Origin of the sequence: Blastococcus sp. VKM Ac-2987 (assembly GCF_026967805.1) — a bacterium.
Classification (GTDB): Bacteria; Actinomycetota; Actinomycetes; order Mycobacteriales; family Geodermatophilaceae; genus Blastococcus.
In genome coordinates, this window is record NZ_JAPVBG010000001.1 from 812,680 (window position 1) to 836,021 (window position 23,342).

Here is a 23,342-nt window from a genome sequence, read left to right on the forward strand (position 1 = left end):
CGACCGGCCGCCATCTCGCACGACGACGAGGACGACCGTGACCCACCGCGCCCCGACCGCCCCCGCAGCACCTGCTGGCGAGCCCTACGAACGGCGCTGGCTGGCGCTCGGCGTCATCGCGATGACCGTCCTGCTGGTCATCCTCGACGCGACGATCGTCAACATCGCCCTGCCGGCCGTCACCGTCGACCTCGGCATCAGCGCCGCCAGCCAGCAGTGGATCGTCACCGCCTACACCCTCACCTTCGGCGGCTTCCTGCTGCTCGGCGGCCGGATCGCCGACTTCTGGGGCCGCAAGCGCACCTACCTCGTCGGTGCGGCCGGGTTCGCCGTCGCCTCCGCCCTGGGCGGGTTCGCGCAGAACGAGGCGATGCTCTTCGGCGCCCGCGCGCTGCAGGGTGTCTTCGGAGCCCTGCTGGCGCCGGCCTCGCTCGCGCTGATCACCGTGCTGTTCACCGACCCCAAGGAGCGCGCCAAGGCGTTCGGCGTCTACGGCGGCATCGCCGGCGGTGGCGCGGCGATCGGCCTGCTGCTGGGCGGTGTGCTCACCGAGTACGCCGACTGGCGCTGGTGCTTCTGGGTGAACCTCCCGGTCGCGCTGCTGGCCATCGTGCTGGCCGTCCCGATCGTCCCGGAGAGCAGGGCCCCGGGCGACACCAGCTACGACATCCCCGGCGCGGTGCTGGTCACCCTCGGCCTCGGCTCGATCGTCTACGGCTTCACCCGCGTGGCCGAGGCCTCCCAGACCAACGCGGCGGAGGCCGCGGCGGCGAACGCCCGGGCCGCGGCGCAGGGCGCCCCCACCCTCGTGACGCCCGACAGCGGCTGGACCGACGGACTCGCGTGGGTGTTCATCGTCGCCGGGCTCGTCCTGGTGGCGCTGTTCGTCGTCCTGGAGCTGCGCACCCGCAACCCGCTGCTGCCCATGCGGATCGTGCTGGACCGCAACCGGGGCGGGGCCTACCTGACGTCCACCCTGGTGGGCGCCGGGCTCATCGGGGCGTTCTTCTTCCTGAGCCTGTACTTCCAGCAGGTGCTGGGCTACGAGCCCGTGGTGGCAGGGCTCGCCTCCCTGCCCACCACCCTCGGCGTCTTCATCTCGGCGGGCGCCTCCAGTGCCCTGCTGCCGAGGGTCGGCCCGAAGCCGCTGATGGTCCTCGGTGGCCTGCTGGCCGCCGCGGGCCTGTTCACGCTGTCGTTCGTCGGGCTGGACACCGGGTTCTGGCAGCTGCCGTTCCCCGGCCAGCTGCTGCTGGGCCTCGGCCTCGGCTTCACGTTCGTGCCGCTGTCCAACCTGGCGCTGGTCGGCGCCGGGCAGCACGACGCCGGCGCGGCCAGCGCGATGCTCAACGCCACGCAGCAGGTGGGCGCCTCCATCGGCACCGCCGTCCTGGCCTCGCTCTCGGTGGCAGCGATCAGCGCCTACACCGCCGACGCGCTCGCCTCGGGGGCCGACCCGCGGGACCCGGCGGTCGGGCTCGCCGCCCAGGTCGAGGGGTACACCACCGCGTTCACGTGGGCGGCCGCGCTGCTCGTCGTCGGCGCACTGGTGTCCGCCTTCGTCATCAAGGCGACCAGGGAGGACCTGCCGGCCGACGGCGACGCCGTCGTCCACGTCGGGTAGCGCCGTCGTCCCCGGCCGGGCCGGACCGGTCCCGTCGGGGACGACGCCACGGCTCCCCGCCGCGTCCGGTCACCCGGAGCGGGTCAGCGCTGCTGCTGGGCCATCGCCCGGAGCCGCGCGTTGTAGGCCTCGAGCTCCACGCCCCCGTCGCGGTCCGCGGCGCGGTCGATGGTGCGGGCCTGCCGGTCGTCGGACCGCGCCCAGGAGAAGAAGACGACGGCGAGGACGAGCACGGTGGGCAGCTCGCCGAAGGCCCAGACGATGCCGCCGGCCACGCCCTGGTCCCGGAGCGGGTCGATGCCCCAACCGGCCGGCGGGTCGGCGAAGGTGTCGACCACCAGCGACCCGGCCATCATGATCGCGACGCCGAAGAAGGCGTGGAAGGGCACCGGCAGGAAGAGCTCCAGCATCCGGCCGGGATGGCTCATCGTCCGCGGCCACGGGTCCTGCGCGACGATCGGGCCGAAGAAGAGCAGCCCGGTGACGACGAAGTGGGCGAGCATGAACTGGTGCCCCGCCGGGTTCGACATCAGCGCGTCGAACAGCGGCGTGAAGTAGACGCCGTAGAGGCTGGCGATGAACAGCGGCACGGTGAACAGCGGGGACGCCAGGAACCGCGCGACGCGGCTGTGCAGCGCATCCAGCAGCAGCGCCCGGGGCGCGCCGGCCGCACCGCGGCCCCGCGGCAGGGTGCGCAGCGCGAGGGTCACCGGAGCGGCGAGGAGCAGCAGCAGCGGCGTGATCAGCGACAGCACCATGTGCTGCGTCATGTGCACGCTGAACACCACCATGCTGTAGCCGTTGAACCAGGTGCCGGTGACCGCGAAGAGCGACACGGTGCCGCCGGTCCAGGCCGCCGTGCGCCACCACGGCCACGCCACCCCCGAACGGCGCAGCCGGACGACCGCGGCGAGGTAGCCGACCAGGCCGACGATGCTGAGGACGGCGAGGACCGACCAGCCGTCCAGGTGCGGCAGGAACATCCGCCCCCAGGTCGGCGGCTCCTCGGGGACCCACATGCCCGAGTGGTGCCCGTGCTCCACCGCGATCCCCTCCTGCCGCCCGGTCGTGCGGCTCCACTGTCCCACCTGCGCGGACCGCCCGGCCCGGGAGGAGGGCGACCTCTCAGTCGTGGACCGGCGCCTCGTGGGTCGCGTGCGTCCCGGCCTCCAGCTGGAAGGTGCAGTGCGCCATGTCGAAGTGGTCCCCGAGGCACACGCAGAGCGCGTCGAGCACCCGGCCGCCGTGGCCGGCGGCCAGCGCCTCGTCGGTGACGACGACGTGGGCGGACAGCACGGGCAGGCCGGAGGTGATCGTCCAGGCGTGCAGGTCGTGCACGCCCACGACACCGTCGACGGCGAGGATGTGCGCCCGCACCTCGTCCAGGTCCACGCCCCGGGGCGCGGCCTCCAGCAGGACGTCCAGGGCGTCCCGCAGCAGGTGCCAGGCTCGCGGCAGGACCAGGCAGCCGATGACCAGGGAGGCGACGGTGTCGGCGGGGGTCCAGCCGGTGGCGGCTATGACCACGGCGGCGACGATGACCGCGACCGACCCGAGCGCGTCGGCCAGCACCTCGAGGTAGGCCCCACGCATGTTCAGGGACTCGCCGCGGCCGCGGTGCAGCACCGCGAGGCCGATGAGGTTCACCGCCAGCCCGACCACCGCGATCCCGAGCATCAGGCCCGAGCCCACCTCCGGCGGGTTCCCGATCCGCCGGACCGCCTCGACGAGCACGTAACCGGCCACGCCGAGCAGGAGGATCCCGTTGACGACCGCCGCGAGGATCTCGGCGCGCTGCCAGCCGAAGGTCCGCCGGCCGCGGGCCGGCCGCTGCGCGAGCGTGACCGCCCCGAGCGCCAGCGCGATGCCGGCCGCGTCGGTGGCCATGTGCCCCGCGTCGGCGAGCAGGGCGAGGGATCCCGAGAGCACCGCTCCGACCACCTCGGCGACGAGCACCCCGACGGTGAGCACCAGGACGACGCCGAGCCGGCGGCGCTGCGGCCCGGCGGCCGTTCCCGCACCGTGCGCGTGGCCGTGCCCCATGGACCCGCTCTCCCCTGCCCCTCTCCGGACGGACACCGGGGAGTCTCCCCCATGCACGACGCCCCCCGCCGGACCGGTCCGGTGGGGGGGCGTCGTCGCGGTGGTGCCGCCGATCAGATGTCGACGCCGCGCTCCCGCAGCCACGGGAGCGGGTCGATCCGCTGCCCGTCGATGCCGCCGACGTGCACCTCGAAGTGCAGGTGCGGGCCGGTCGACTGACCGCGGTTGCCCAGCAGGGCGATGGTGTCGCCGGCGCGGACGACCTGGCCCGGCTCGACCAGGATCTCGTCCATGTGGCCGTAGACGGTGACGTCGCCGTTGTCGTGCTGGATGTACACGACCAGGCCGTAGCCGCTGGCCGCGCCCGCCTCGAGCACGACGCCGTCCATCGCCGCGTACTCCGGCGTGCGCATGGGGGCGGCGAGGTCGATGCCGGCGTGCAGGGTGCCCCACCGGGCGCCGAAGCCGCTGGTGAGCCGGGCCCCGGCGACGGGGAGGACCGCCTTGGGCCGGGCCGCCTCGGCGGCGACGCGCGCGGCCTCCTCGGCGGCGAGGCGGTCGGCCTCCGCCTGGGCGTCCGCGGCGGCGGTCCGCTCGGCGTCGCGCACGTTGCGGCTGACCACCATCTCGCGCAGCCGCGAGGTGTCCTCCTCGTCGACACCCTCGGGCGCGGCGGTCGCCTCAATGCCGAGCTGCTCGGCCACGCTGATCGAGTGGCTGACCGTGCGGGTCTCCACGGCGAGCGGCTCGCTCACCGAGGCGCCGCTCACGCCGAGCGCGCCGACCAGGACGGCGGCGAGGTAGAGCGCGGAGCGCCGGCGTTCCGTCGGCAGGCGGCGGGCCAGCAGCCCGCGGCGGCCACCGGCCACGGCGACGGCACCGGCCGGGGCGGCGTCGACCAGGGGCTCGACGACCACGACCGCCGGGGCCGGCGCGGCCGGGACGCCCTTCACCACGACGACGGCCTCGGGCCCGGCGGACGGCGCCTCGACCAGCGCGGTCACGTCGGTGACCGGGGCCAGGGCGGCCAGGTCGACGGCGGACCGCTTGTACGGCGTCGGCCGGCGCCGCGCGGCGGCCGCATCGGCGGCGACCTTGGCGGCGATCGCCCGCACGACGGCGGCGCGTGCGGTGGGGAGCGCGGCGGCGGCCGGCGTCGCGGCGCTGGGCCGGCCTCCGGAGCGGGCCCGCGGCGGGCGCGCCGCGGTGGCGGGCTTCCCGGCGGCGGTGCGGGCGGCGGTGGCCGCCCTGCGGGTCGCGGCCCGGGCCGTGGCGGCCTTCGCGGTCGCCGCCTTGGCGGTCGCGGCGGTCGCGGTGACGGCCTTCGTGCCCGCGGCCTTCGCCGTGGCCGTGCGGGTGGCCCTGGCGCGGGCCACCGGGGCGCCGTCGGCGCGTGCCGGGGCAGGACGGGTGGTCGGGTCGGTGGCCCGGCGGACCCCGGCCGACTGCGCCTTCCCCTGGCGCTGCGGCGGGACCGTGGACGCGGCCTTCCCCTCGACGTCCCCCTGGGTGGAGCGGGACGGGGCGGGTGCCGTGGTGGCCGTCCGGGCCGGCACCGCACCCCCCTCGAGGAGGCGGTCGTGGTGGAGCGAACTCATGCACCTGACTTCCGTCGGCGGACATTGCGGAGCGGCTCCCGGGGAGAGGAGCGGGGCCCATGTAAACACGCCGTGATGGATTCGTGATCTGACGGGAGGGGTATCTACCTGCAGTTATGTGAACCGGGTCACCGAGCTGCACCGCTGTGGTTCGCCTGAGCGTAAGCACGGCTTGACGCAACGTGACGAACACGCCGTGGATGGTTGAGAGTGACGCGATCCGGCTCACGAAGAGGCAGAAGCCCCTTAACAACGGCCCGATCGAGGGAGATCCCGCATGCGCGCAGTGACCTGGCACGGACGAGGAGACGTCCGGGTGGACACCGTCCCGGACCCGACCATCCAGGACCAGACGGACGTCATCGTCGAGATCACCTCGAGCGGCATCTGCGGGTCCGACCTCCACCTCATCGAGGTGCTGGCGCCCTTCATGACCGTCGGCGACGTCATGGGCCACGAGCCGATGGGCATCGTGCGCGAGGTCGGCCGCGACGTCACGGCCGTCAAGCCCGGCGACCGCGTCGTCGTCCCGTTCAACGTCTCCTGCAACACCTGCTGGATGTGCGCCCAGGGGCTGCAGTCGCAGTGCGAGACCACCCAGAACCGCGAGCAGGGCATGGGTGCCTCGCTGTTCGGCTACACCAAGCTCTACGGTCAGGTGCCCGGTGGCCAGGCCGAGTACCTCCGGGTGCCGTTCGGCAACACGCTGCCGATCAAGGTGCCCGACGCCCCGCTCGACGACCGGTTCGTCTACCTCTCGGACGTGCTGCCCACCGCGTGGCAGGCGGTCCAGTACGCGGGGATCCCGGAGGGCGGCAGCGTGCTGGTGCTGGGCCTCGGCCCGATCGGCGACATGGCCACCCGCATCGCCAAGCACCTGGGCGCCGGCCAGGTCATCGCCTCCGACGTCGTCCCCGAGCGGCTGGCCCGCGCCCGGCGCAACGGCGTCACCGTCATCGACTCGACCGACCAGGCCGAGGTCGTCGCGCGGGTGCGCGACCTCACCGACGGACGAGGAACCGACGCGGTGATCGACGCCGTCGGCATGGAGGCGCACGGCTCCCCGCTGGCCTCCATCGCCCAGAAGGCGACGGCCGTGGTGCCCGACGCGATCATGGAGCGGGTCATGACGGTCGTCGGCATCGACCGGCTGGCCGCGCTGAACACCGCCATCGAGGCGGTCCGCCGCGGCGGCACCATCTCGCTCTCCGGTGTGTACGGCGGTGCCACCGACCCGCTGCCCCTGATGCGCATGTTCGACAAGCAGATCCAGCTGCGCATGGGCCAGGCCAACGTCTGGCGCTGGGTGCCCGACATCCTGCCGCTGCTGCTGGAGGGCGACCCGCTGGGCGTCGACGAGTTCGCCACCCACCGGGTGTCGCTGGAGCAGGCGCCCGAGGCCTACGCCAACTTCCGCGAGAAGAAGGACGGCGCCGTCAAGGTGCTGATCCAGCCGTGATGCCGGGCCGGGCCGGGAGGACGCGTCCTTCCCGGCCCGGCCGCGCATGTCCGCCCGGCAGCGGGTAGGGCACTGCCATGACGCTCCCCACCGCCGAGAGTTCCGGCACCTACCGCCTCGGCGACCGCGAGGTCCACCGCCTGGGCTACGGCGCCATGCAGCTGGCCGGCCCGCACGTCATGGGACCACCGGCCGACCGGGACGCCGCCGTCGCCGTGCTCCGCCGCGCGGTGGAGCTCGGCGTCGACCACGTCGACACCAGCGACTACTACGGCCCCACGGTCGTCAACGAGCTGATCCGCGAGGCGCTGCACCCCTATCCCGAGGGCCTCGTCATCGTCACCAAGGTCGGTGCCCGCCGGGACGCCGACGGCGGCTGGCCCGAGGCCCTGGACGCCGCCGACCTGCGCCGCGCCGTCCAGGAGAACATCGACCACCTCGGCGTCGAGGCCCTCGACGTGGTCAACCTGCGGATGCCCGGGTTCGCCGAGCCGGTGCAGCGCTCCCTGGCCGAGCCGTTCGAGGCGCTGGCCGCGATGCAGCAGGAGGGCCTCGTCCGCCACCTCGGCGTCAGCAACGTGACGCCGCAGATGTTCGCCGAGGCCCGGGCCATCGCCCCGGTCGCCTGCGTGCAGAACCACTACAACCTGGTGCACCGCGCCGACGACCCGCTCATCGACGCCCTGGCGCGCGAGGGCATCCCCTACACGCCCTTCTTCCCGCTCGGCGGGTTCACCCCGCTGCAGTCCGCCGCCCTGGAGACGGTCGCCCGCCGCCTGGAGACGACGCCGATGCAGGTGGCGCTGAGCTGGCTGCTGGCCCGCTCCCCGAACCTGCTGCTGATCCCGGGTACCTCCTCGGTGGCCCACCTCGAGGAGAACGTGCAGGCCGGCGCGCGCGTGCTGGGCCCGGCCGAGCTGGACGAGCTCGACCGGATCGGCGGCACCGGCGGCACCGGCGGGCCCGTCGTCGACCTCTGACCCGGCCCGCGCCCACCGCACCCTCCCCGGGATCCGGCGCAGCCCTGCCGACGCGCCGCGGGCCGGCGGTCAGGCCGGACGCAGTTCCGGCGCCGGGCCGAACCCGGCGACCGCCCCGCGCAGCTCGTCCGGCACCTCCCGCCGCGGATCCCCCGAGGGACCGCCCCGGGCGAGCCACCGGCGCAGCTGGGCGCCCCGCTCGGCCCCCTCCACCGCCCACAGCCAGACGGCCGGCGACGTGCGGCCGCCGCCACCCGCCCGGTGGGCGACGCCCGCCAGGGCCCCGAGCGCGCAGGGCCCCAGGCAACCGGTCGTGACGAGCACTCCGCCCGGGGACCCCGCGACGGTCGCGGGGACCTCGGTGGCGCCGGTGCCGCCGTCGGCCAGCCGGCGCAGCGCCGCGCACCGGTGCCCCTGGCACAGGACGACCAGGGGGCCGCCCGGGTCGCCGTCGGCCGCCACGGCTCAGCCCGCCCGGGCCGGGCGGACGCGCCGGCCGTAGCGCTGCTCGAACCGTTCGACCCCCCCGGCGGTGTCCAGCACCCGCTGGTTGCCGGTCCAGAACGGGTGCGAGACGGCGGAGATGTCGACGACGACGAGCGGCAGCCGCTCGCCGTCCACCGCGATGCTCCGGTCCGTCGCGATGGTCGACCGGGTGCGGTAGGTGGCGCCGCCGGCGGCGTCGCGGGAGGGGTGCTCGGCACCTGGGCCCCACCGGCGCGGCACCCGGCCGGCGGCTACCCGGAGGCGGTCATCGACCCGGTGTCGGTCCGGCCGATCGACCCACCCTCGGACACCTACGAGGACTGACGACGCGTACCGGCCGGGCGGGCCGTCCCCGGCCCGGTCACCGGGCGCGGACCACCCGCGTCTCGTCGAACACCGGCTCGGCCGACTCGTAGACCCGGCCGTCGGCGCCGAACACCAGGAATCGGTCGAACGACCGGGCGAACCAGCGGTCGTGGGTCACCGCGAGGACCGTGCCGTCGAACGCGGCCAGCGCCTCCTCCAGCGCCTCCGCCGACAGCACGTCCAGGTTGTCGGTCGGCTCGTCGAGCAGCAGCAGCGTGGCGCCGGACAGCTCCAGCAGCAGGATCTGGAACCGCGCCTGCTGCCCGCCCGACAGGGTGCGGAACGGCTGGTCCGCGGAGTCGGAGAGCCCGTACCGGCGCAGCGCCGCCATCGCCCGCCCGCGGTCCACGCCGGGTCGGCCCGGCTCGCCGTGCCACAGCAGGTCGACCGGGGAGCGGTCCTGCCACTCGGGATGGGCGTGGGTCTGCGCGAAGAAGCCGGGGACGACGCGCGCGCCCAGCCGCCACCCCCCGGTGTGCGCCACCGCCTGGCCCGCGAGCAGCCGCAGGAAGTGCGACTTCCCGGCGCCGTTCGCCCCGAGGACGCCGACCCGGTCGCCGTACCAGACCTCGAGGTCGAACGGCCGCATCAGGCCGGTGAGCTCCAGCTGCTCGGCCATGACCGCCCGCACCCCGGTGCGGCCACCGCGCAGCCGCATCGCGACCTTCTGCTCCGGCGGGCGCTCGGGCGGCGGCCCGGCCGCCTCGAACTTGGCCAACCGGGTCTGCATCGCGTGGTACCGGTTGGCCATGTCCGGCGAGTTCGCGGCCTGCTGCTGGAGGGTGCGCACCAGGTCCACCAGCCGCTGGTGCTCCTCGTCCCAGCGCCGGCGCAGCTCGGCCAGCCGCTCGTGCCGCGCCGTCCGGGCGTCGGCGTAACCGGCGAAGCCCCCGCCGTGCACCCACGCCGTCCCGCCCTCGACCGTGACCACCCGGTCGGCGACCCGGGCGAGCAGCTCCCGGTCGTGGCTGACGAACAGCACGGTCTTGCGGGTCTCCAGCAGCCGCTGCTCCAGCCACCGCTTGCCGGGGACGTCGAGGTAGTTGTCGGGTTCGTCGAGCAGCAGCACCTGGTCGGGTCCGCGCAGCAACGCCTCCAGCGCCAGCCGCTTCTGCTCACCGCCGGACAGCGTGGACAGCTCCCGGTACTTGCAGCGCTCGTAGGGGACGCCCAGCGCCGCCACGGTGACCGTGTCCCAGGTGACCTCGGCCTCGTAGCCACCCGCGTCGCCCCACTCCGCCAGCGCCCCGGCGTACGCCATCTGCGCGCGCTCGTCGTCGGACTCCATGAGCGCGAGCTCGGTCGCCTCGACAGCGTCCCAGGCGGCGCGGACGGCGGGGGGTGAGAGGTCGACCAGCAACCGCTGGACGGTGGTGTCGTCCCGGACCGAACCGATGAACTGCCGCATCACCCCGAGCCCACCGGTCCGGGCGATGGAGCCCGCCTCGGGCGGGACGTCGCCGGCGATGATCCGCAGCAGCGTCGTCTTGCCGGCGCCGTTCTCGCCCACCAGGGCCGCGCGGGCGCCCTCGCCGATGCGGAAGGTGACGTCGTCGAGCAGCACCCGCCCGTCCGAGAGCGTGTGCCGGACCCCGCTCACGTCGACGTATCCCACGCCGCCATCCTGCCCCGTCGGGCAATCCGGTTTCTCGGGCGCTCAGCCGATGTGCCGGTCCAGCCGGTAGCGCGCCAGCCGCTCGACCAGCTCGGGCATCGCCCCGACCGGCGATCCACCGAGCTCCCGCCGGCAGTCCCGCACGACCCGGACCAGCATCCGGCGGCCCACCCGACCGGAGAACTCGCCGCTGAGCCGGCCGACCGCCGCGCTCACGGCCTCGTCACCCGGTGCGGTGGCTCGCAGGGTGCCGGGCAGGTCGGAGGGGCGGACCTCGTCGGCCGGCCCGGTGGGCTCGTCGGCGGCGGGTCCGGAGGCGCTCGGCGGGACGACCAGGGTCATCGGCGGTCCTTCGTTCCGGGATCGGGAGCCCGGCCGGGAGCGGCCGTGGCGATTTCATACGGTGTCGTTCCGCCTACTGCCGCGCCAGGGACCAAAGGCCCCGAGGGTTCAGCCGAAGGCGATGGAGAGCACCGTCGCGCCGGCCGCCAGCACCATCGCGAGGACGACGAGCGCCGCCACCAGCCGCCGGCGCCGCTCCGCGTCCGGCCCGTTCGCCCCACCCATGCCCATCACGCCCGACGACGCTACTAGCGCCGGCGCGGATCAGGCCGGCCGCCGTCCCAGGAGCAGGGCGTCGAGCGCGATGCCGTGCGGCGTGGGCCGGCGGACCTGCGCCAGCCGGTCGACGTCGAGCAGCCGTGCGACCGGCTCGAGGCGGCCGACGCTGTGCAGGATCTCCGGGTCCTGCGGGCCACCCACCCCCTCGTGCAGGTTCGCCACGTCGTGGCCGAGGACCAGCAGCGATCCGCCGGGCCGCAGCAGGCCGACGGCGCGGGTCAGCAGGTCGGCCATCTCCTGGACGGGGAGGTGCAGGTACGCGACGAGCACCAGGTCCAGGGAGCCCGGCGCCGCGGTCCACGTGCGGACGTCGGCGGTCACCCAGTCGACCCGGTCGGCACCCGGGCGGGCGCGGCCGCGGTCGAGGCCGACGTCGGAGAAGTCGACCGCGGTGACGCGCCAGCCGCGCTCGGCGAGCCAGAGCGCGTGCCGCCCCTCGCCGGCGGCGAGATCGACCGCCGCCCCGGGCGGGAGGCCGGCGAGCAGCTCGGCGACCAGCTCGTTCGGCCCGGACGACCACTGCGCCTGCTCGGCGTACCGCTGGTCCCAGTCCTCCGCGCGCACCGGGGCAGTCTCCCAGGGACCGCGGCCCCGGGCACCGGGTCGAGGTGCCGGACGGGCCCGGCCGTCGTACCGGTCTGCCACGGTGTGCCCGTGACGACGCTGCACGACGTGGCCCTGATGCGGCTGGTCGCCCAGCGGCTCGCGGGGCCGCCGGCGCCCGACGCCGCGGCGGCCGTCCACCGGCTGGGCGCGCTGCAGGGCCAGGACTTCCCGGGTGCGGTCGCCGCGGTGGCCCTGCGCACCGCGGGGCGCGACCGGGCGGCGGTGCTCCGCGCGCTCGACGACGGCACGGTCGTGCGCTCCTGGCCGATGCGCGGCACCCTGCACCTGCTCCTCGCCGAGGACCTGCCCTGGCTGCTGGACCTGCTGGGCCCCCGGGCCCTGACCGGGCTGGCCGGGCGGCGCGCCGCCCTCGGGCTCACCGACGCCGACGCCGAGCGGGCCCGGGAGCTCGCCGTCGCTGCGCTGACCGGCGGCGGGCGGCTGTCCCGCAGGGCGCTGCTGTCGGCCATCGACGCGGGCGGGGTCGCGACCACCGGGCAGCGGGGCTACCACCTGCTGTGGTTCCTGGCGCAGACCGGCACCCTCTGCCTCGGCCCGACGCAGGACGGCGAGCAGCTGTTCGTGCTCCTCGACGAGTGGGTGCCCCGGCCGCGCCGGCCGGCGCGCGAGGAGGCGCTGGCCGAGCTGGTGCTCCGCTACTTCCGCGGGCACGGCCCGGCCACCGTCCACGACCTGGCCCGCTGGGCCGGGACCACCGTGCGGGACGTCCGCACCGGCCTGGCCGTGGCGCGGGACCAGTTGGAGCGCGTCGAGGTGGGGGGCTCCGAGTACTTCCTCGACCCCGGGACCGCGGACCGGTACGCCGAGCACCGCGAACAGGCGCGCGAACCGCTGCTGCTGCCCGGCTTCGACGAGTTCGTGCTCGGCTACGCCGACCGCGGCGCCGTGCTCGACCCGGCGTTCGCCGAGCGCATCGTCCCGGGGCGCAACGGCGTCTTCCGCCCCACCGTGGTCGTCGACGGCCGGATCACCGGCACCTGGCGCCCCGCCGGGCGGGCCCGCGGCAGTGCACCGGAGACCGAGCCGTTCACCGCCTGGGACGCCGACGTGCGGAAAGCCATCGCCCGGCTCGCGGACGGCTGGCCCTGACCCGAGCCGGCCGGGCGCGGCTCAGCGGCGTTCGACGAGGAAGACCGGGATCTGCCGGTCGGTCTTCTCCTGGTAGTCCGCGTACGAGGGGTAGGCGGCCACCGCCCGCTCCCACCACTCGTCCCGCTCCGCGCCGGAGATCTCCCGCGCCACGCCGTCCCACGGCTCGGGGCCGTCCTGCACGGTGACCTGGTCGGGGTGCGCCCGGAGGTTGGCGACCCACGCGGGATCCGTGGGCGCCCCGCCCTGCGAGCCCACCATCGCGTAGACGCCGTCGTGCTCCACCTTCATCAGCGGCTGCTTGCGGACCTTGCCGCTGCGCACCCCGCGGGTGCTGAAGACAACCACCGGCAACCCGGTGTCCCGGAGCGTGTTCGCCTCGCGGCCGCCGGTCGCCTCGTAGCGCTCGACCTGGTCGCGGACCCACTGCTGCGGACTCGGTTCGTACTCACCCTCCAGCGGCATGGACCCGAATCTAGGGCGACCGCAGCCGGTCCGCCCGGCGACCCGGGTCGCGGGCACCCGGCGGGCGGTGGCACCGTTCGGACGGCCGGTCAGCGGGAGGAGCAGCACGGGATGCGGTACAGCGAAGGCGCCGACCTCGACACGTCGAGCGTCCGGGACGTCCGCGGCGGCGGTGGCGGGTTCGGCGGCGGGCGTGGGCTCGCCGTCGGCGGAGGCGGGCTCGGCGTGGTCGGCCTGCTCGTCGTGGTGCTGCTCCAGGTCCTCGGGGGCGGCGACGGCGGCAGCGGCGCGGGCGTCGGCGGGCTGTCCGGCCTCGGCCAGGGGCAGACGACGGACAACGGCCGGCTCGAGGAGAACTGCCGGACCGGCGCCGACGCGAACGAGTCGGTGGAGTGCGCCGTGGTCGCCGACATCGAGTCGATCCAGGACTACTGGTCCGGCGTGCTGGGCCCCGACTACGTCCCCACCGACACCGTCTTCTTCTCCGGGTCGGTGCAGACCTCCTGCGGCGGCGCGACCAGCGGGTCGGGGCCGTTCTACTGCCCCGCCGACCAGCTCGTGTACATCGACCTGAGCTTCTTCGACCAGCTGGAGCAGCAGTTCGGTGCCCAGGGCGGGCTCTTCGTCAACGCCTACGTCATCGCCCACGAGTACGCCCACCACGTGCAGAACCTGCTGGGCATCAACCGGCAGGTGACCCCCGGCGAGAGCGGGCCGACCAGCGGCACCGTCCGGCTCGAGCTGCAGGCGGACTGCTTCGCCGGCGCCTGGGCCAACCACGCCGAGACCGTCCCCGACGAGTCGGGGACGCCGCTGATCGCCGAGATCACCGAGGACGACATCGCCCGCGCGCTGGACGCCGCCGGCCGCATCGGCGACGACTTCATCCAGGAGAACCTGGGCGGGGGCACGGTGGACCAGGACGCGTTCACCCACGGCTCCTCCGAGCAGCGGCAGCTCTGGTTCCGCACCGGGTACGAGACCGGTGACCCCAGCCGCTGCGACACCTTCGCCACCGACGACCTGGGTTGAGATGACCGACCACCTCCGCGTGACGCGGGACGGTTCCGTCGCCGTCCTCACCATCGACCGCCCCGACAAGCGCAACGCCATGACGGTCGGCATGTGGGCGGCACTGCCCGGCGTCCTGGCCCCGCTCGCCGACGACCCCGTGGTCAGGGTGCTGCTGGTGACCGGCGCCGGCCCCAGCTTCTGCGCGGGCGCCGACATCTCCGACCTGCTCGGCGGCGGCGACCCCGAGGACCCGATGGCCGACGTCCGGCGGCACAACCTGGCGGCCCAGGCCGCGCTGCGCACCTTCCCCAAGCCGACGGTGGCGGTGGTCCGCGGCCACTGCATCGGGGGCGGGGTCGAGCTGGCCACCTGCTGCGACCTGCGGTTCGCCGACCCGTCGGCGGTCTTCGGGGTCACCCCGGCGAAGGTCGGCATCGTCTACACCCCGTCGTCCACCAAGGCGCTCGTCGACCTCGTCGGGCCGGCGACGACCAAGTACCTGCTCTACAGCGGCGAGCTCATCGATGCGCCCACCGCGCTGCGGACCGGACTGGTGGACCGATTGGTAGAGGCGGGCGACCTGGACGAGGAGGTGCGCCGGTTCGCCGACGTGCTGGCCTCCCGCTCGGCGCTGACCCAGCGCGCGACCAAGGAGGCCGTGGCCGAGCTGGGCGACGGCGGGGACGGCGAGGCGCTGGCCGCGGCGCGGTACCTCGAGACCATCGCCGCCGGCGAGCTGGCCGAGGGCGTGACGGCCTTCGCCGAGCGCCGTCCACCCCGATTCCGCTGGTCGGGCTGATCTTTCGGTTTCATCCACCCCCCGATGCGGGTACCCCACCCGCTGCGCGGAACGGTGCTCTAGCGAGCGGCGCAAGGAACGGCGCAGCGCCAACGCTGCCCTCCCTCGCCTCCCCGGTCCCGCCCCGAGACGCATGGACGCGCCGGGCGACTTCGGTCAGCTCTCCCGCCCGACACCAGCGGCGCTGACCCGACGTCGGAACGGCCACCCGGGCCGGTGAACGACCGTCCCGGATGTGTGCCGCAACGACGGCGGGGTAGCGCCACCACCGACCACGAAGCATGCCGAGGAGGACCGATGACTCACTCCATCGATGCCCCGTTCCCGCCACCGGTTCCGGCCAACACGGGCGCCAGCACCACGACCGACAGCTCGTCGACCAAGGACGCCGCCAAGAACGAGGCCAAGCACACGAAGGACGTCGCCAAGGGCGAGGCCCAGCAGACCAAGGACGTCGCCAAGAACGAGGCCCGCAACGTCGGGCAGACCGCCGCGCAGGCCGGTAGCCAGGTCGCCTCGACCGCGGCCGACCAGGCCAAGCACGTGGCGAACGAGACCCAGCGCCAGGCGAAGGACCTCATCGACCAGGGCCGTTCGCAGCTCAAGGAGCAGACGGTCTCGCAGCAGCAGAAGGCCGCCGAGGGCCTGAACGCCATCGCGCAGCAGATGCGCGGGCTCGCCGACGGCAGCAGCGAGGGTGCTCCCGGCCCCGTCCGCGACCTGCTCCAGCAGGCGTCGGGTTCGGTCGAGGGATTCGCCTCGATGCTGCAGAACAAGGAGCCCGCCGAGCTGCTCGACGAGGTCCGGCGCTTCGCCCGCCGCAAGCCCGGCATGTTCCTGCTGGGTGCCGCTGTCGCGGGCATCGCCGCCGGTCGGCTGACCAGCGGCGCGAAGGCCGCCCACAGCGACTCCGGTTCCGGGAGCAACAGCGGCCAGCGCAGCACGCCGACCAACTACGTCGACGCCGCGCCGACGTACTCGGACTACTCCAGCGCCACCACCGGCGCGGGGGCCGGCGCCGGTACGGGAGCCCCGCTCCCCCCGCCGCCGTACGGCACGGTGCCGCCCGCCGGCAGCATGGTGCCGCCGACCACGCCCGCGGGCTGGGACGACCCGGCTCGTCGCCCTGGTGAGGTGCGCTGAGATGAGCTCTCCCTACTCCGGGGCCACCCCCGCAGGGGCCACCCCCCAGGGCTACGCGGACCCGTCGTCGCAGAACTACACGGCCGACTACTCCGAGGGCCAGCAGTACAGCGGCAACATGGGCACCCCGACCACCGACGCCGGTCACCCGGACGTCGAGGGGATCTCGGTCGGCACGCTGATCGGCGAGGTCACCAAGGACCTCTCCACGCTGATGCGCCAGGAGCTCGAGCTGGCGAAGGTCGAGATGAAGGCCGAGGCGAAGAAGGCCGGGCAGGGTGCCGGCATGTTCGGTGCCGCCGGCTTCGCCGGCTACATGGTGGCGCTGTTCCTCTCCCTGGCCCTCATGTGGGCCCTGGCGAGCGCCATCCCCACCGGTTGGGCCGGGCTCATCGTCGCCGTCCTCTGGGGCATCGTCGGGGCCGTCGCCTTCGTGATGGGACGCAAGAAGTTCCAGCAGGTCAACCCCAAGCCCGAGCGGACCGTGGACACCTTGCAGCAGGTGCCCGGCGCGCTGAAGCCCCACTGACCACCAGACCGCGAGGAGTCGCAACAATGACCAGCAGTGACCCGGACGTCATCCGGCGGCAGATCGAGGACACCCGGCGCGAGCTCAGCTACGACGTCGACGCCCTCAACGAGAAGGTCAACCCGTCCCGCGTCGTGGACCGGCGGGTGACCGCCGCCAAGGGGCGCATGAGCAACCTGAAGGACAAGGTCATGGGCTCTGCCCACGACACCACCTCTTCGGCCCAGCACCGGGCCTCCGGCGCGGCGGGTTCCGTGCAGGACGCGGCATCCAACGCGGCGGGCACCGTGCAGGGCGCGGCGTCCGATGCGGCCGGCAGCGTCCAGCACGCGGCCTCGTCCGCGGCCGGTGCCGTCCAGCAGGCGCCGGACGCGATCGTGCGCCAGGCGCAGGGCAACCCGCTCGCCGCCGGGCTGATCGCCTTCGGTGCGGGCTGGCTGATCTCCAGCCTCATCCCTGCCTCGCAGAAGGAGCAGGAGCTCGCGCAGCAGGCCGAGTCCAGCTTCCGCGAGCACAAGGACCAGCTGCTCCAGCCGGCGAAGGAGGCCGCGCAGGAGATGGGCGAGCAGCTCAAGCCGGCCGCGCAGCACGCGATGGAGGAGGTCAAGTCCACCGCGCAGGACGCGGCGGGGACCGTCAAGCAGGAGGGCCAGTCCGCGGCCCAGGACGTGCAGGGCCAGGCCGAGCAGTCCAAGCAGAACGTGCAGGGCCAGGCCCAGCAGTCGAAGCAGTCGGTCCAGAACAAGTCCGGCTCCTGAGACAGGCGGGTCCCCGACCCGCACCGTTCCGCACCGCGCCCCGCCGGGTTCTCCCGGCGGGGCGCAGTGCTGTCCGGGCGCCACCCCCAAGGGGTGAGCCGCGGCGGTCCCCGCTGCAGGCCCCCCGTCGGGGCGCCGTTCCTCCCCGGGACGACGCCACCGGTCCCATCGCCTCCCGCGGTGCGGGCCACGACCGACGGGAGCTCCCGTGGACCCGGCCCCGCACCCTGCCGGCGGCTCCTCCGCCCGCCCCGGCCCGCCCGGGCCCGCCCGGGTGCTGGTGGCCGACGACGAGGACGACATCCGCGAGCTGGTGGCCCTCGCCGTACGCAAGGCCGGGTGCCAGGTGGTCACGACGGCACCCGACGGCGGCACGGCGCTGGCCGCCGCGCGGTCGCAGCTGCCCGACCTCGCGGTGCTCGACGTCTCCATGCCGGGCATGACCGGGCTCGAGATCTGCGCGGCCCTGCGCGCCGACCCAGCCACTGCCGGCGTCCGGATCGTGCTGCTGTCGGCGGGCGCCTCCCCCGACGAGGTCGCCCGCGGCCTGGCCGCGGGGGCCGACGCCTACCTGGCCAAGCCGTTCACCGTGGCCGGCCTGGTGCGCCAGGTCCGGGAGCTCGCCGTGCGGGAGCCGGCGGCATGACCGTCGCCGTCCTCGACCGGGCGCGGCCTCCCCGGCCCCGCCCCCGGCTGCTCGACGTCGGCACCTGGCGGTCCGCCGCCGGCGGCGCGCTGCCGGGCGCCCTCGTGTCCTCCGTGGCGGCCGCCCTGCTGCTGGCCGGCGTCGTGCCGGTCGTCGGACGCGGCGCCGTGCACGCCGGGCTGGCCGTCCTCCTCGCCGCCACCGCGGTGGGCTGGTCCGCCCGCCGCTCGACCGGCGCCGTCCGCTCCCTCGCGGTGCCGGTCGCGCAGCTGGTCGCCGTCGGGCTGCTCTACGCCGGCACGGCGTCGCCGACGATGCTGCTCCTCCTCCTCGGCCCGCTGTGGGCGCTGGCCACCCACCCGGGCCGCCGGGGCCTGGCGGTCGCCGTGGCCGGGACGACCGCGGTCCTGGCGGTCCCCCACCTGGTGGGGTCGCTCCCCGCGGCCGCCGACCTCCCCGGGGCCCTGCTGCTGGGGCCGCTCGCGGTGGCCGCCGGCGGCATCGCCGTCCACGGGACCACCCGACGCCTCGCCACCCAGACCGACCACATCGCCCGGCTGCAGCGCGAGCAGGCGGCGCTGCTGGAGCAGGTGCAGAGCCGCGCCGACGAGCTGGACACCGCCTCCCGCATCCTGGCCGCCCGCGCCCAGACCATGACCAGCGTCATCGACGCCGTGACCGAGCAGTCGATCATCGGCACCGACCGGGACGGCAGCATCCGCGTCTGGAACCCCGGCGCGGAGAAGATGCTGGGCCTGCTGCGCCCCGACGTGGTGCGCACCCGCACGATCCTGGACTTCCACCTCGCCGAGGAGCTCACCGCCGCCGCCGCGGACAGCGGCTGCGGAACGGGGCTGGAAACGCTGGTGCACGTCGCCCGCGAGCAGGGTAGCGACGTCCGGGACTGGACCTACGTCGCCGCCGACGGGAGCCACCGCACGGTGTCGGTGGCGATCACGCCGCGCTCGGACGACCGTGGCGTCCACGCGGGCTGGAACTTCGTGGGCACCGACATGACCGAGGCGCGCGCGACCGAGCGGATGAAGGACCAGTTCGTGAGCCTGATCAGCCACGAGCTGCGCACCCCGCTGAGCTCGATCCTCGGCTACCTCGAGCTGGTCATGGACGACGAGGACCAGCCGCTCACCGACGAGCAGCGCTCGTACCTGACCACGGTGGAGCGCAACGCCCAGCGCCTGCTCCGGCTGGTCGGCGACCTGCTGTTCACCGCCCAGGTGGAGAGCGGCCGGTTCACCCTGCAGCCGGCCGACGTCGACCTGGCCGGCGTGGTGCGCGCCGCGGAGGAGACCGCACGGGTCGCCGCCGCCACCGCGGGCGTGCAGATCGTCGTCGACGTGCCGGACGAGGGCCTCGTCGTCCCCGGGGACGCGGTCCGCCTCGGTCAGGCCTGCGACAACCTGGTCTCCAACGCGGTGAAGTTCACCCCCGCCGGAGGACAGGTACGCCTGGTCCTCCGGTCCGCGTGGCGGACCGCCGACGGCGAGCTCGCCGAGCAGGCGCTCCCTGGCACCGTGCCGGTGGCCCTCCTCTCGGTCGCCGACACCGGGATGGGCATCCCCGCGGGTGAGCAGGGCCAGCTGTTCACCCGGTTCTTCCGCTCCTCCACCGCCCAGCGCAACGCCGTCCCCGGGGTGGGCCTCGGGCTCACCATCACCAAGGCCATCACCACCGCGCACGGCGGCACGCTGGACCTGGTCAGCAGCGAGGGCGCCGGCACGACGTTCACCATGACCCTGCCCGTCGCGCCGCCCGCCTGAGCACCCGGCACCCTGCACCCGCGCCCCTGTCCCGCTCCGGGACGGGGGCGCGGTGCGTTCCGGCGCCGGTACGCCGCTCCCCCGCCGCGGGTGCGCCACGAGCGGAACCGCTTTCTTGCGGATTCCTTGCGGAACGCCGGCGGGTGGCGTGCGGATCGGCGGCCAGAGTCCTCGGTGTCGCCGGAGGAACCGGTGGCTTCACGGACACAGGAGACGCAGGACATGAGCACCAAGACCGCCGCCACCGCCGCCGGCTCCACCGCCCGCAAGGTCGTCGGCTCCCTCGGCGTGCTCGGCGCCGCTGCCGCGGTCGCCGGCCTGGGCACGTTCGGCAGCTTCACCGACAGCACCTCGGTCGACACGACCATCAGCTCGGGCACCGTCTCCATCGACCTCACCGAGCCCGCCGCCATCCCGGTGACCACCGCCGGCTTCGTGCCCGGCGACACCCTCACCCGTCCGGTGACCCTGGTGAACGACGGCGACACCGCCCTCGCCGCGGTCAACCTGAGCGCGACCGCCGCCGCATCGAGCGTCCTCACCACCGACGCCACCGAGGGCCTGCAGCTGAGCCTGAAGTCCTGCGCGGTCGCCTGGACGCAGGGCGGCACCCCCGCGGCGCCGACCTGGACCTGCGCCAGCGGTGAGAAGGCCCTCGGCTCGGGCGCCGTCCTCGCCCCCATCGCCCTGGGCGCGGTGAACTCGCTGGCCGTCGGCGGCACCGACCACCTGGCCTTCTCCATCTCGCTGCCGACCGCGGCCGACAACGCATTCCAGGGCAAGACCGCCGCGCTGAGCCTGACCTTCACCGCCACGCAGCGCACCGGCACCGCCCGCTGATCACCGCCCGACGACCGCTCGGAGATCCCGCCATGACCACCGTCCTCCCCGTCCGCGCCCCGGGTGCAGCCACGTCGCTGCGCCCGGCCGGGGACGAGCGCTCCACGGCCGGTTCGCCGGCCGGCCGGGCCCGCCAGATGCTGGGCCACCTGGTCCCGTGGCTGGTCCGCGGGGCCATGGGGGTCGCCGTCCTGGCGTTCGCCGTCCTGGCCGTCGGACCGCACCTGCTCGGCTACCGCACCATGACCATGCTGACCGCGAGCATGGCCCCGGAGATCGAGCCGGGCGACATCACCGTCGCCACCCCGATCGACGTCACCGGGCTCACCGAGGGCATGGTGATCACGTACCACATGCCGGTGGGCGACCACAGCCTCGTGACCCACCGCGTCGTCTCGGTCGACCACGCCGAGGACGGCAGCGTCACGGTGCAGACCAAGGGCGACGCCAACGACGCGATCGACCCGTGGACCGCCGGCCTCGAGGGCGACACCGTCTACCAGGTCCGCGCCGTCATCCCGGAGTTCGGCCACCTGGTCCAGCTCCTGCGCACCCCGGTCGTCAGCCAGGTGCTGCTCTACGGGGCCCCCGCCCTGCTGGCCGGCTGGCTCCTCATGACCATCTGGCGCCCCACCCACGACGAGAACGAGGAGGTCCGGCCGTGAACGCCGTCCGTCGCGCCCTGGCCGTCACCGGCCTCGCCGTCGCCCTCGCCGTGGGAACCGCCGTCCCCGCCTCGGCCACCTACTCCGACAGCGCCGCCGTCCCGACGTCGGTCTCCACCCTCGTGGTCACGGCGCCCTCCTCCGTGACGATCGACGACAGATGTCGCGGCTGGTGGTACGAGGCCGTCGTGACCTGGCCGGCCAGCACGACGCCGCGCGGGGTGGTCGGCTACCGCGTGATGGCGCACCTGAACACCGGCCAGTCCGTCGTCATGGGCGAGACCGACGCCGTTAACCGGACCGTCAGCGCCCGGGTGGACCGGGCCTACCTCGGCCACCAGCCCCGGATCTCGGTCATCACGCTCACCAGCTACGGCTGGACGGCGGAGACGCCCCGGTCGGCGGTGCTGTCGTGCTGACCGCCCTGGTCGTCGATGCCGACGCCACCACCCGCGGCCAGGTCGCCGACCTGCTCCGCCTCGGGGGCTGGCACGTGCAGCAGGCCGCCGGCCCCGAGGACGCCGTCCGCCTCTCCCTGGTCACCGACGTCGACCTGGTCGTGACCGACCTGGTGCTGCCCGGCGGCTCGGGCGCCCAGCTGCTGCGCCGGATCCGGCGCAACGGGTCCCGCGCCCGGTTCGTGGTCGTCACCGCCGACCCGACCGACGAGGACCGCGCCGAGGCCGCCGCCGCCGGCGCGCTGGTCACCGTGGCCGCGCCGGTCGGCGCGCGTGCCCTGCTGGACCTCCTGCGCGCCCGGACCACGGGGCCGGGCGCGCAGGCCGGGGACGCCGGTGCGGACGACGACCTGGTCGACGTCGAGCTCATGACCCGGCTCCAGGGCATCTACGCCGACGCGCTGCCTTCCCGGCTCTCCGCGATCGACCGGCACACCCGGTCCGGCGACGCGACCGCGGTGGCCTTCGCCGCGCACACCCTCGCCGGCACGAGCGGTCAGCTGGGCCACCCGGAGGTCGCCTCGATCTGCCGGGAGATCGCCGCCGACGCCCGCCGCGGTGTGCTCGCGCACTCCCGGGTCGTGCGGCTGCAGGAGCTGGCCGGCGTCTGACCGCCACCCGCTCGTCGCACCGGCCGCCCCCAGGCATAGGAGGCTTTGCCTTTGGTTTCGGCCCTCGATCCGGAGGCATAGGAGGCTTTGCCTGTGGTTCCGGCCCTCGATCCGGAGGCATAGGAGGCTTTGCCTATGGTTCCGGCCCTCGATCCGGAGGCATAGCTTCCTATGCCTGAGTCGGATCAGGCGGCGACGAGGCGGTAGCCGACGCCGCGGACCGTACGGATCTCCGGCGAGTGCAGGCCGGCCGCGACCAGCTTCCGGCGCAGGTTGGACATGTGCGCCTCGACCAGCCGGAGGTTGCCCTCCCAGTCGGTCTGCCAGACCTCGCGCAGCAGCGTCTCCCGCTGCAGCACACGTCCCGGCCGGGACGCCAGCGCCGCCAGCAGGTCGAACTCGGTCCGGGTGAGATCGACGACGGCGCCGTCGACGCGGACCTCGCGGCTGTCCTCGTCCACCTCCAGCTCGGCGAGCCGGCGCACCGACTCGAGCACCGGGTCGGCCTCGGCCGTCGCCGGCGCGGCGGTGCGCGGGAAGCGCAGCATCGCCTGAACGCGCGCGACGAGCTCGCGGGGCGAGAACGGCTTGGCCATGTACCCGTCGGCGCCGACGGCCAGCCCGATGAGCAGGTCGACCTCCTCGGCGCGGGCGGTGAGCATCAGGACGTAGCAGGGCGTCTCGGTGCGGATCCGGCGGCACACCTCGGTGCCGTCGGCGTCCGGGAGCCCGAGGTCGAGCACGATCAGGTCCGGCGGGTCGCGCCGCACCTCCTCGAGCGCCGCGGCGCCGGTGCCGACGGCCCGCACGGTGAACCCGGCGCGCTCCAGCACCGTGGTCACGAGCTCGCGGATCTCCGGGGTGTCCTCCACCACGAGCACGGACTGATCCGGCACGACGACTCCTCCTCGCTGCACGCAGGGTGCGGAGGCTGGTCCTCCGGTCACCTGACCGGGTGATCGGCACCGGTGCGGACCGGCTTGAGCGGGGCGCGGACCGCCCGGTCGGGTGGTCCCACCCGACCGGGTGAGGCCCGGGGGCCTCAGCTCATGCGACGTGTCCGAACGGCCGTCAACTCCCGCGGGGACACCGGTCCCCCTCCCGGACCCACCCGGGGGACCCCACCGA

Annotated in this window: 26 protein-coding genes; 15 read left to right on the forward strand and 11 right to left on the reverse strand. The window is 74.8% G+C overall.

The genetic code is table 11. The features are described 5' to 3' along the window. Nucleotides 1-37: 37 nt before the first annotated feature. A complete protein-coding gene (locus O2W17_RS03975) occupies nucleotides 38-1,624 on the forward strand; it encodes an MFS transporter (RefSeq protein WP_269191098.1) in 1,587 nt (528 codons plus the stop codon). 83 nt (nucleotides 1,625-1,707) lie between these two features. Here O2W17_RS03975 and O2W17_RS03980 read toward each other — a convergent pair whose 3' ends face one another. The 3 genes from O2W17_RS03980 to O2W17_RS03990 all read right to left on the reverse strand — a co-directional run bounded on the left by O2W17_RS03980 (nucleotide 1,708) and on the right by O2W17_RS03990 (nucleotide 5,265). Further along, nucleotides 1,708-2,712, reverse strand: a complete 1,005-nt coding sequence (locus tag O2W17_RS03980; protein ID WP_269191099.1) for a cytochrome c oxidase assembly protein — start codon at nucleotides 2,710-2,712, stop codon at nucleotides 1,708-1,710. A gap of 37 nt (nucleotides 2,713-2,749) precedes the next feature. Next, nucleotides 2,750-3,667: a cation diffusion facilitator family transporter gene (locus O2W17_RS03985; RefSeq protein WP_269191100.1), complete on the reverse strand. Its 918-nt coding sequence runs from the start codon at nucleotides 3,665-3,667 to the stop codon at nucleotides 2,750-2,752. Between the two features lie 113 nt (nucleotides 3,668-3,780). After that, entirely contained in the window at nucleotides 3,781-5,265 is a 1,485-nt protein-coding gene (locus O2W17_RS03990) for a M23 family metallopeptidase (RefSeq protein ID WP_269191101.1), read from the reverse strand. 277 nt (nucleotides 5,266-5,542) lie between these two features. Here O2W17_RS03990 and O2W17_RS03995 point away from each other — a divergent pair, with 277 nt between their 5' ends. Together O2W17_RS03995 and O2W17_RS04000 are read left to right on the forward strand one after the other, a co-directional pair. Continuing rightward, nucleotides 5,543-6,724, forward strand: coding sequence for a zinc-dependent alcohol dehydrogenase (locus O2W17_RS03995; RefSeq protein WP_269191102.1), 1,182 nt, complete (start codon nucleotides 5,543-5,545; stop codon nucleotides 6,722-6,724). Between the two features lie 77 nt (nucleotides 6,725-6,801). Then, nucleotides 6,802-7,704, forward strand: a complete 903-nt coding sequence (locus O2W17_RS04000; RefSeq protein WP_269191103.1) for an oxidoreductase — start codon at nucleotides 6,802-6,804, stop codon at nucleotides 7,702-7,704. A gap of 69 nt (nucleotides 7,705-7,773) precedes the next feature. Here the strand turns inward: O2W17_RS04000 and O2W17_RS04005 are convergent, their stop codons facing one another. The 6 genes from O2W17_RS04005 to O2W17_RS04030 all read right to left on the reverse strand — a co-directional run bounded on the left by O2W17_RS04005 (nucleotide 7,774) and on the right by O2W17_RS04030 (nucleotide 11,356). Continuing rightward, nucleotides 7,774-8,166 carry a hypothetical protein gene (locus tag O2W17_RS04005; RefSeq protein ID WP_269191104.1) on the reverse strand — a complete coding sequence of 131 codons (393 nt, stop codon included), beginning with the start codon at nucleotides 8,164-8,166 and terminating at the stop codon, nucleotides 7,774-7,776. Nucleotides 8,167-8,169: 3 nt separating this feature from the next. Next, entirely contained in the window at nucleotides 8,170-8,430 is a 261-nt protein-coding gene (gene rpmE, locus O2W17_RS04010) for a 50S ribosomal protein L31 (protein ID WP_269191105.1), read from the reverse strand. A gap of 121 nt (nucleotides 8,431-8,551) precedes the next feature. After that, nucleotides 8,552-10,171, reverse strand: coding sequence for an ABC-F family ATP-binding cassette domain-containing protein (locus tag O2W17_RS04015; RefSeq protein WP_269191106.1), 1,620 nt, complete (start codon nucleotides 10,169-10,171; stop codon nucleotides 8,552-8,554). 42 nt (nucleotides 10,172-10,213) lie between these two features. After that, nucleotides 10,214-10,513, reverse strand: coding sequence for a hypothetical protein (locus tag O2W17_RS04020; protein ID WP_269191107.1), 300 nt, complete (start codon nucleotides 10,511-10,513; stop codon nucleotides 10,214-10,216). A gap of 108 nt (nucleotides 10,514-10,621) precedes the next feature. Next, nucleotides 10,622-10,747, reverse strand: coding sequence for a hypothetical protein (locus O2W17_RS04025; protein ID WP_269191108.1), 126 nt, complete (start codon nucleotides 10,745-10,747; stop codon nucleotides 10,622-10,624). Nucleotides 10,748-10,777: 30 nt separating this feature from the next. Beyond that, nucleotides 10,778-11,356, reverse strand: a complete 579-nt coding sequence (locus O2W17_RS04030; protein WP_269191109.1) for a class I SAM-dependent methyltransferase — start codon at nucleotides 11,354-11,356, stop codon at nucleotides 10,778-10,780. A gap of 90 nt (nucleotides 11,357-11,446) precedes the next feature. Here O2W17_RS04030 and O2W17_RS04035 point away from each other — a divergent pair, with 90 nt between their 5' ends. Then, the gene (locus O2W17_RS04035) at nucleotides 11,447-12,508 is read left to right on the forward strand and encodes a winged helix DNA-binding domain-containing protein (RefSeq protein ID WP_269191110.1); all 1,062 of its coding nucleotides are present in this window, start codon (nucleotides 11,447-11,449) and stop codon (nucleotides 12,506-12,508) included. A gap of 21 nt (nucleotides 12,509-12,529) precedes the next feature. Here the strand turns inward: O2W17_RS04035 and O2W17_RS04040 are convergent, their stop codons facing one another. After that, nucleotides 12,530-12,973, reverse strand: coding sequence for a nitroreductase family deazaflavin-dependent oxidoreductase (locus O2W17_RS04040; RefSeq protein WP_269191111.1), 444 nt, complete (start codon nucleotides 12,971-12,973; stop codon nucleotides 12,530-12,532). Between the two features lie 111 nt (nucleotides 12,974-13,084). On the opposite strand from O2W17_RS04040, the gene ypfJ reads away from it, so the two are divergent. The 11 genes from ypfJ (at nucleotide 13,085) to O2W17_RS04095 (ending at nucleotide 22,214) form a co-directional block, all read left to right on the forward strand. Beyond that, nucleotides 13,085-14,005, forward strand: coding sequence for a KPN_02809 family neutral zinc metallopeptidase (gene ypfJ, locus O2W17_RS04045; protein ID WP_269191112.1), 921 nt, complete (start codon nucleotides 13,085-13,087; stop codon nucleotides 14,003-14,005). A 1-nt stretch (nucleotide 14,006) separates the two neighbouring features. Continuing rightward, a complete protein-coding gene (locus O2W17_RS04050; protein ID WP_269191113.1) occupies nucleotides 14,007-14,786 on the forward strand; it encodes an enoyl-CoA hydratase/isomerase family protein in 780 nt (259 codons plus the stop codon). Nucleotides 14,787-15,083: 297 nt separating this feature from the next. Then, nucleotides 15,084-15,929 (forward strand): hypothetical protein, encoded by an 846-nt coding sequence (locus O2W17_RS04055; RefSeq protein WP_269191114.1) that lies wholly within the window; start codon nucleotides 15,084-15,086, stop codon nucleotides 15,927-15,929. Nucleotide 15,930: 1 nt separating this feature from the next. Beyond that, nucleotides 15,931-16,458 carry a phage holin family protein gene (locus O2W17_RS04060; RefSeq protein WP_269191115.1) on the forward strand — a complete coding sequence of 176 codons (528 nt, stop codon included), beginning with the start codon at nucleotides 15,931-15,933 and terminating at the stop codon, nucleotides 16,456-16,458. Between the two features lie 26 nt (nucleotides 16,459-16,484). Next, nucleotides 16,485-17,216, forward strand: coding sequence for a DUF3618 domain-containing protein (locus O2W17_RS04065; RefSeq protein WP_269191116.1), 732 nt, complete (start codon nucleotides 16,485-16,487; stop codon nucleotides 17,214-17,216). A 208-nt stretch (nucleotides 17,217-17,424) separates the two neighbouring features. Beyond that, on the forward strand, nucleotides 17,425-17,862 hold the full coding sequence (locus O2W17_RS04070; protein ID WP_269191117.1) for a response regulator transcription factor: 438 nt from the start codon (nucleotides 17,425-17,427) through the stop codon (nucleotides 17,860-17,862). Continuing rightward, nucleotides 17,859-19,640: a sensor histidine kinase gene (locus O2W17_RS04075; protein ID WP_269191118.1), complete on the forward strand. Its 1,782-nt coding sequence runs from the start codon at nucleotides 17,859-17,861 to the stop codon at nucleotides 19,638-19,640. Before O2W17_RS04070 ends, O2W17_RS04075 begins: the two co-directional genes overlap by 4 nt. 222 nt (nucleotides 19,641-19,862) lie before the next feature. Continuing rightward, a complete protein-coding gene (locus O2W17_RS04080) occupies nucleotides 19,863-20,480 on the forward strand; it encodes a TasA family protein (protein WP_269191119.1) in 618 nt (205 codons plus the stop codon). A gap of 32 nt (nucleotides 20,481-20,512) precedes the next feature. Further along, complete coding sequence (locus O2W17_RS04085; protein WP_269191120.1) at nucleotides 20,513-21,145, forward strand: signal peptidase I; 633 nt, start codon at nucleotides 20,513-20,515, stop codon at nucleotides 21,143-21,145. Further along, nucleotides 21,142-21,564, forward strand: coding sequence for a hypothetical protein (locus O2W17_RS04090; protein ID WP_269191121.1), 423 nt, complete (start codon nucleotides 21,142-21,144; stop codon nucleotides 21,562-21,564). The genes O2W17_RS04085 and O2W17_RS04090 overlap by 4 nt, the downstream gene beginning before the upstream one ends. Then, a complete protein-coding gene (locus O2W17_RS04095; protein WP_269191122.1) occupies nucleotides 21,558-22,214 on the forward strand; it encodes a response regulator in 657 nt (218 codons plus the stop codon). The genes O2W17_RS04090 and O2W17_RS04095 overlap by 7 nt, the downstream gene beginning before the upstream one ends. Nucleotides 22,215-22,399: 185 nt before the next feature. On the opposite strand, the gene O2W17_RS04100 is transcribed toward O2W17_RS04095, so the two are convergent. After that, nucleotides 22,400-23,110 carry a response regulator transcription factor gene (locus O2W17_RS04100; RefSeq protein ID WP_269191123.1) on the reverse strand — a complete coding sequence of 237 codons (711 nt, stop codon included), beginning with the start codon at nucleotides 23,108-23,110 and terminating at the stop codon, nucleotides 22,400-22,402. Nucleotides 23,111-23,342: the final 232 nt, after the last annotated feature.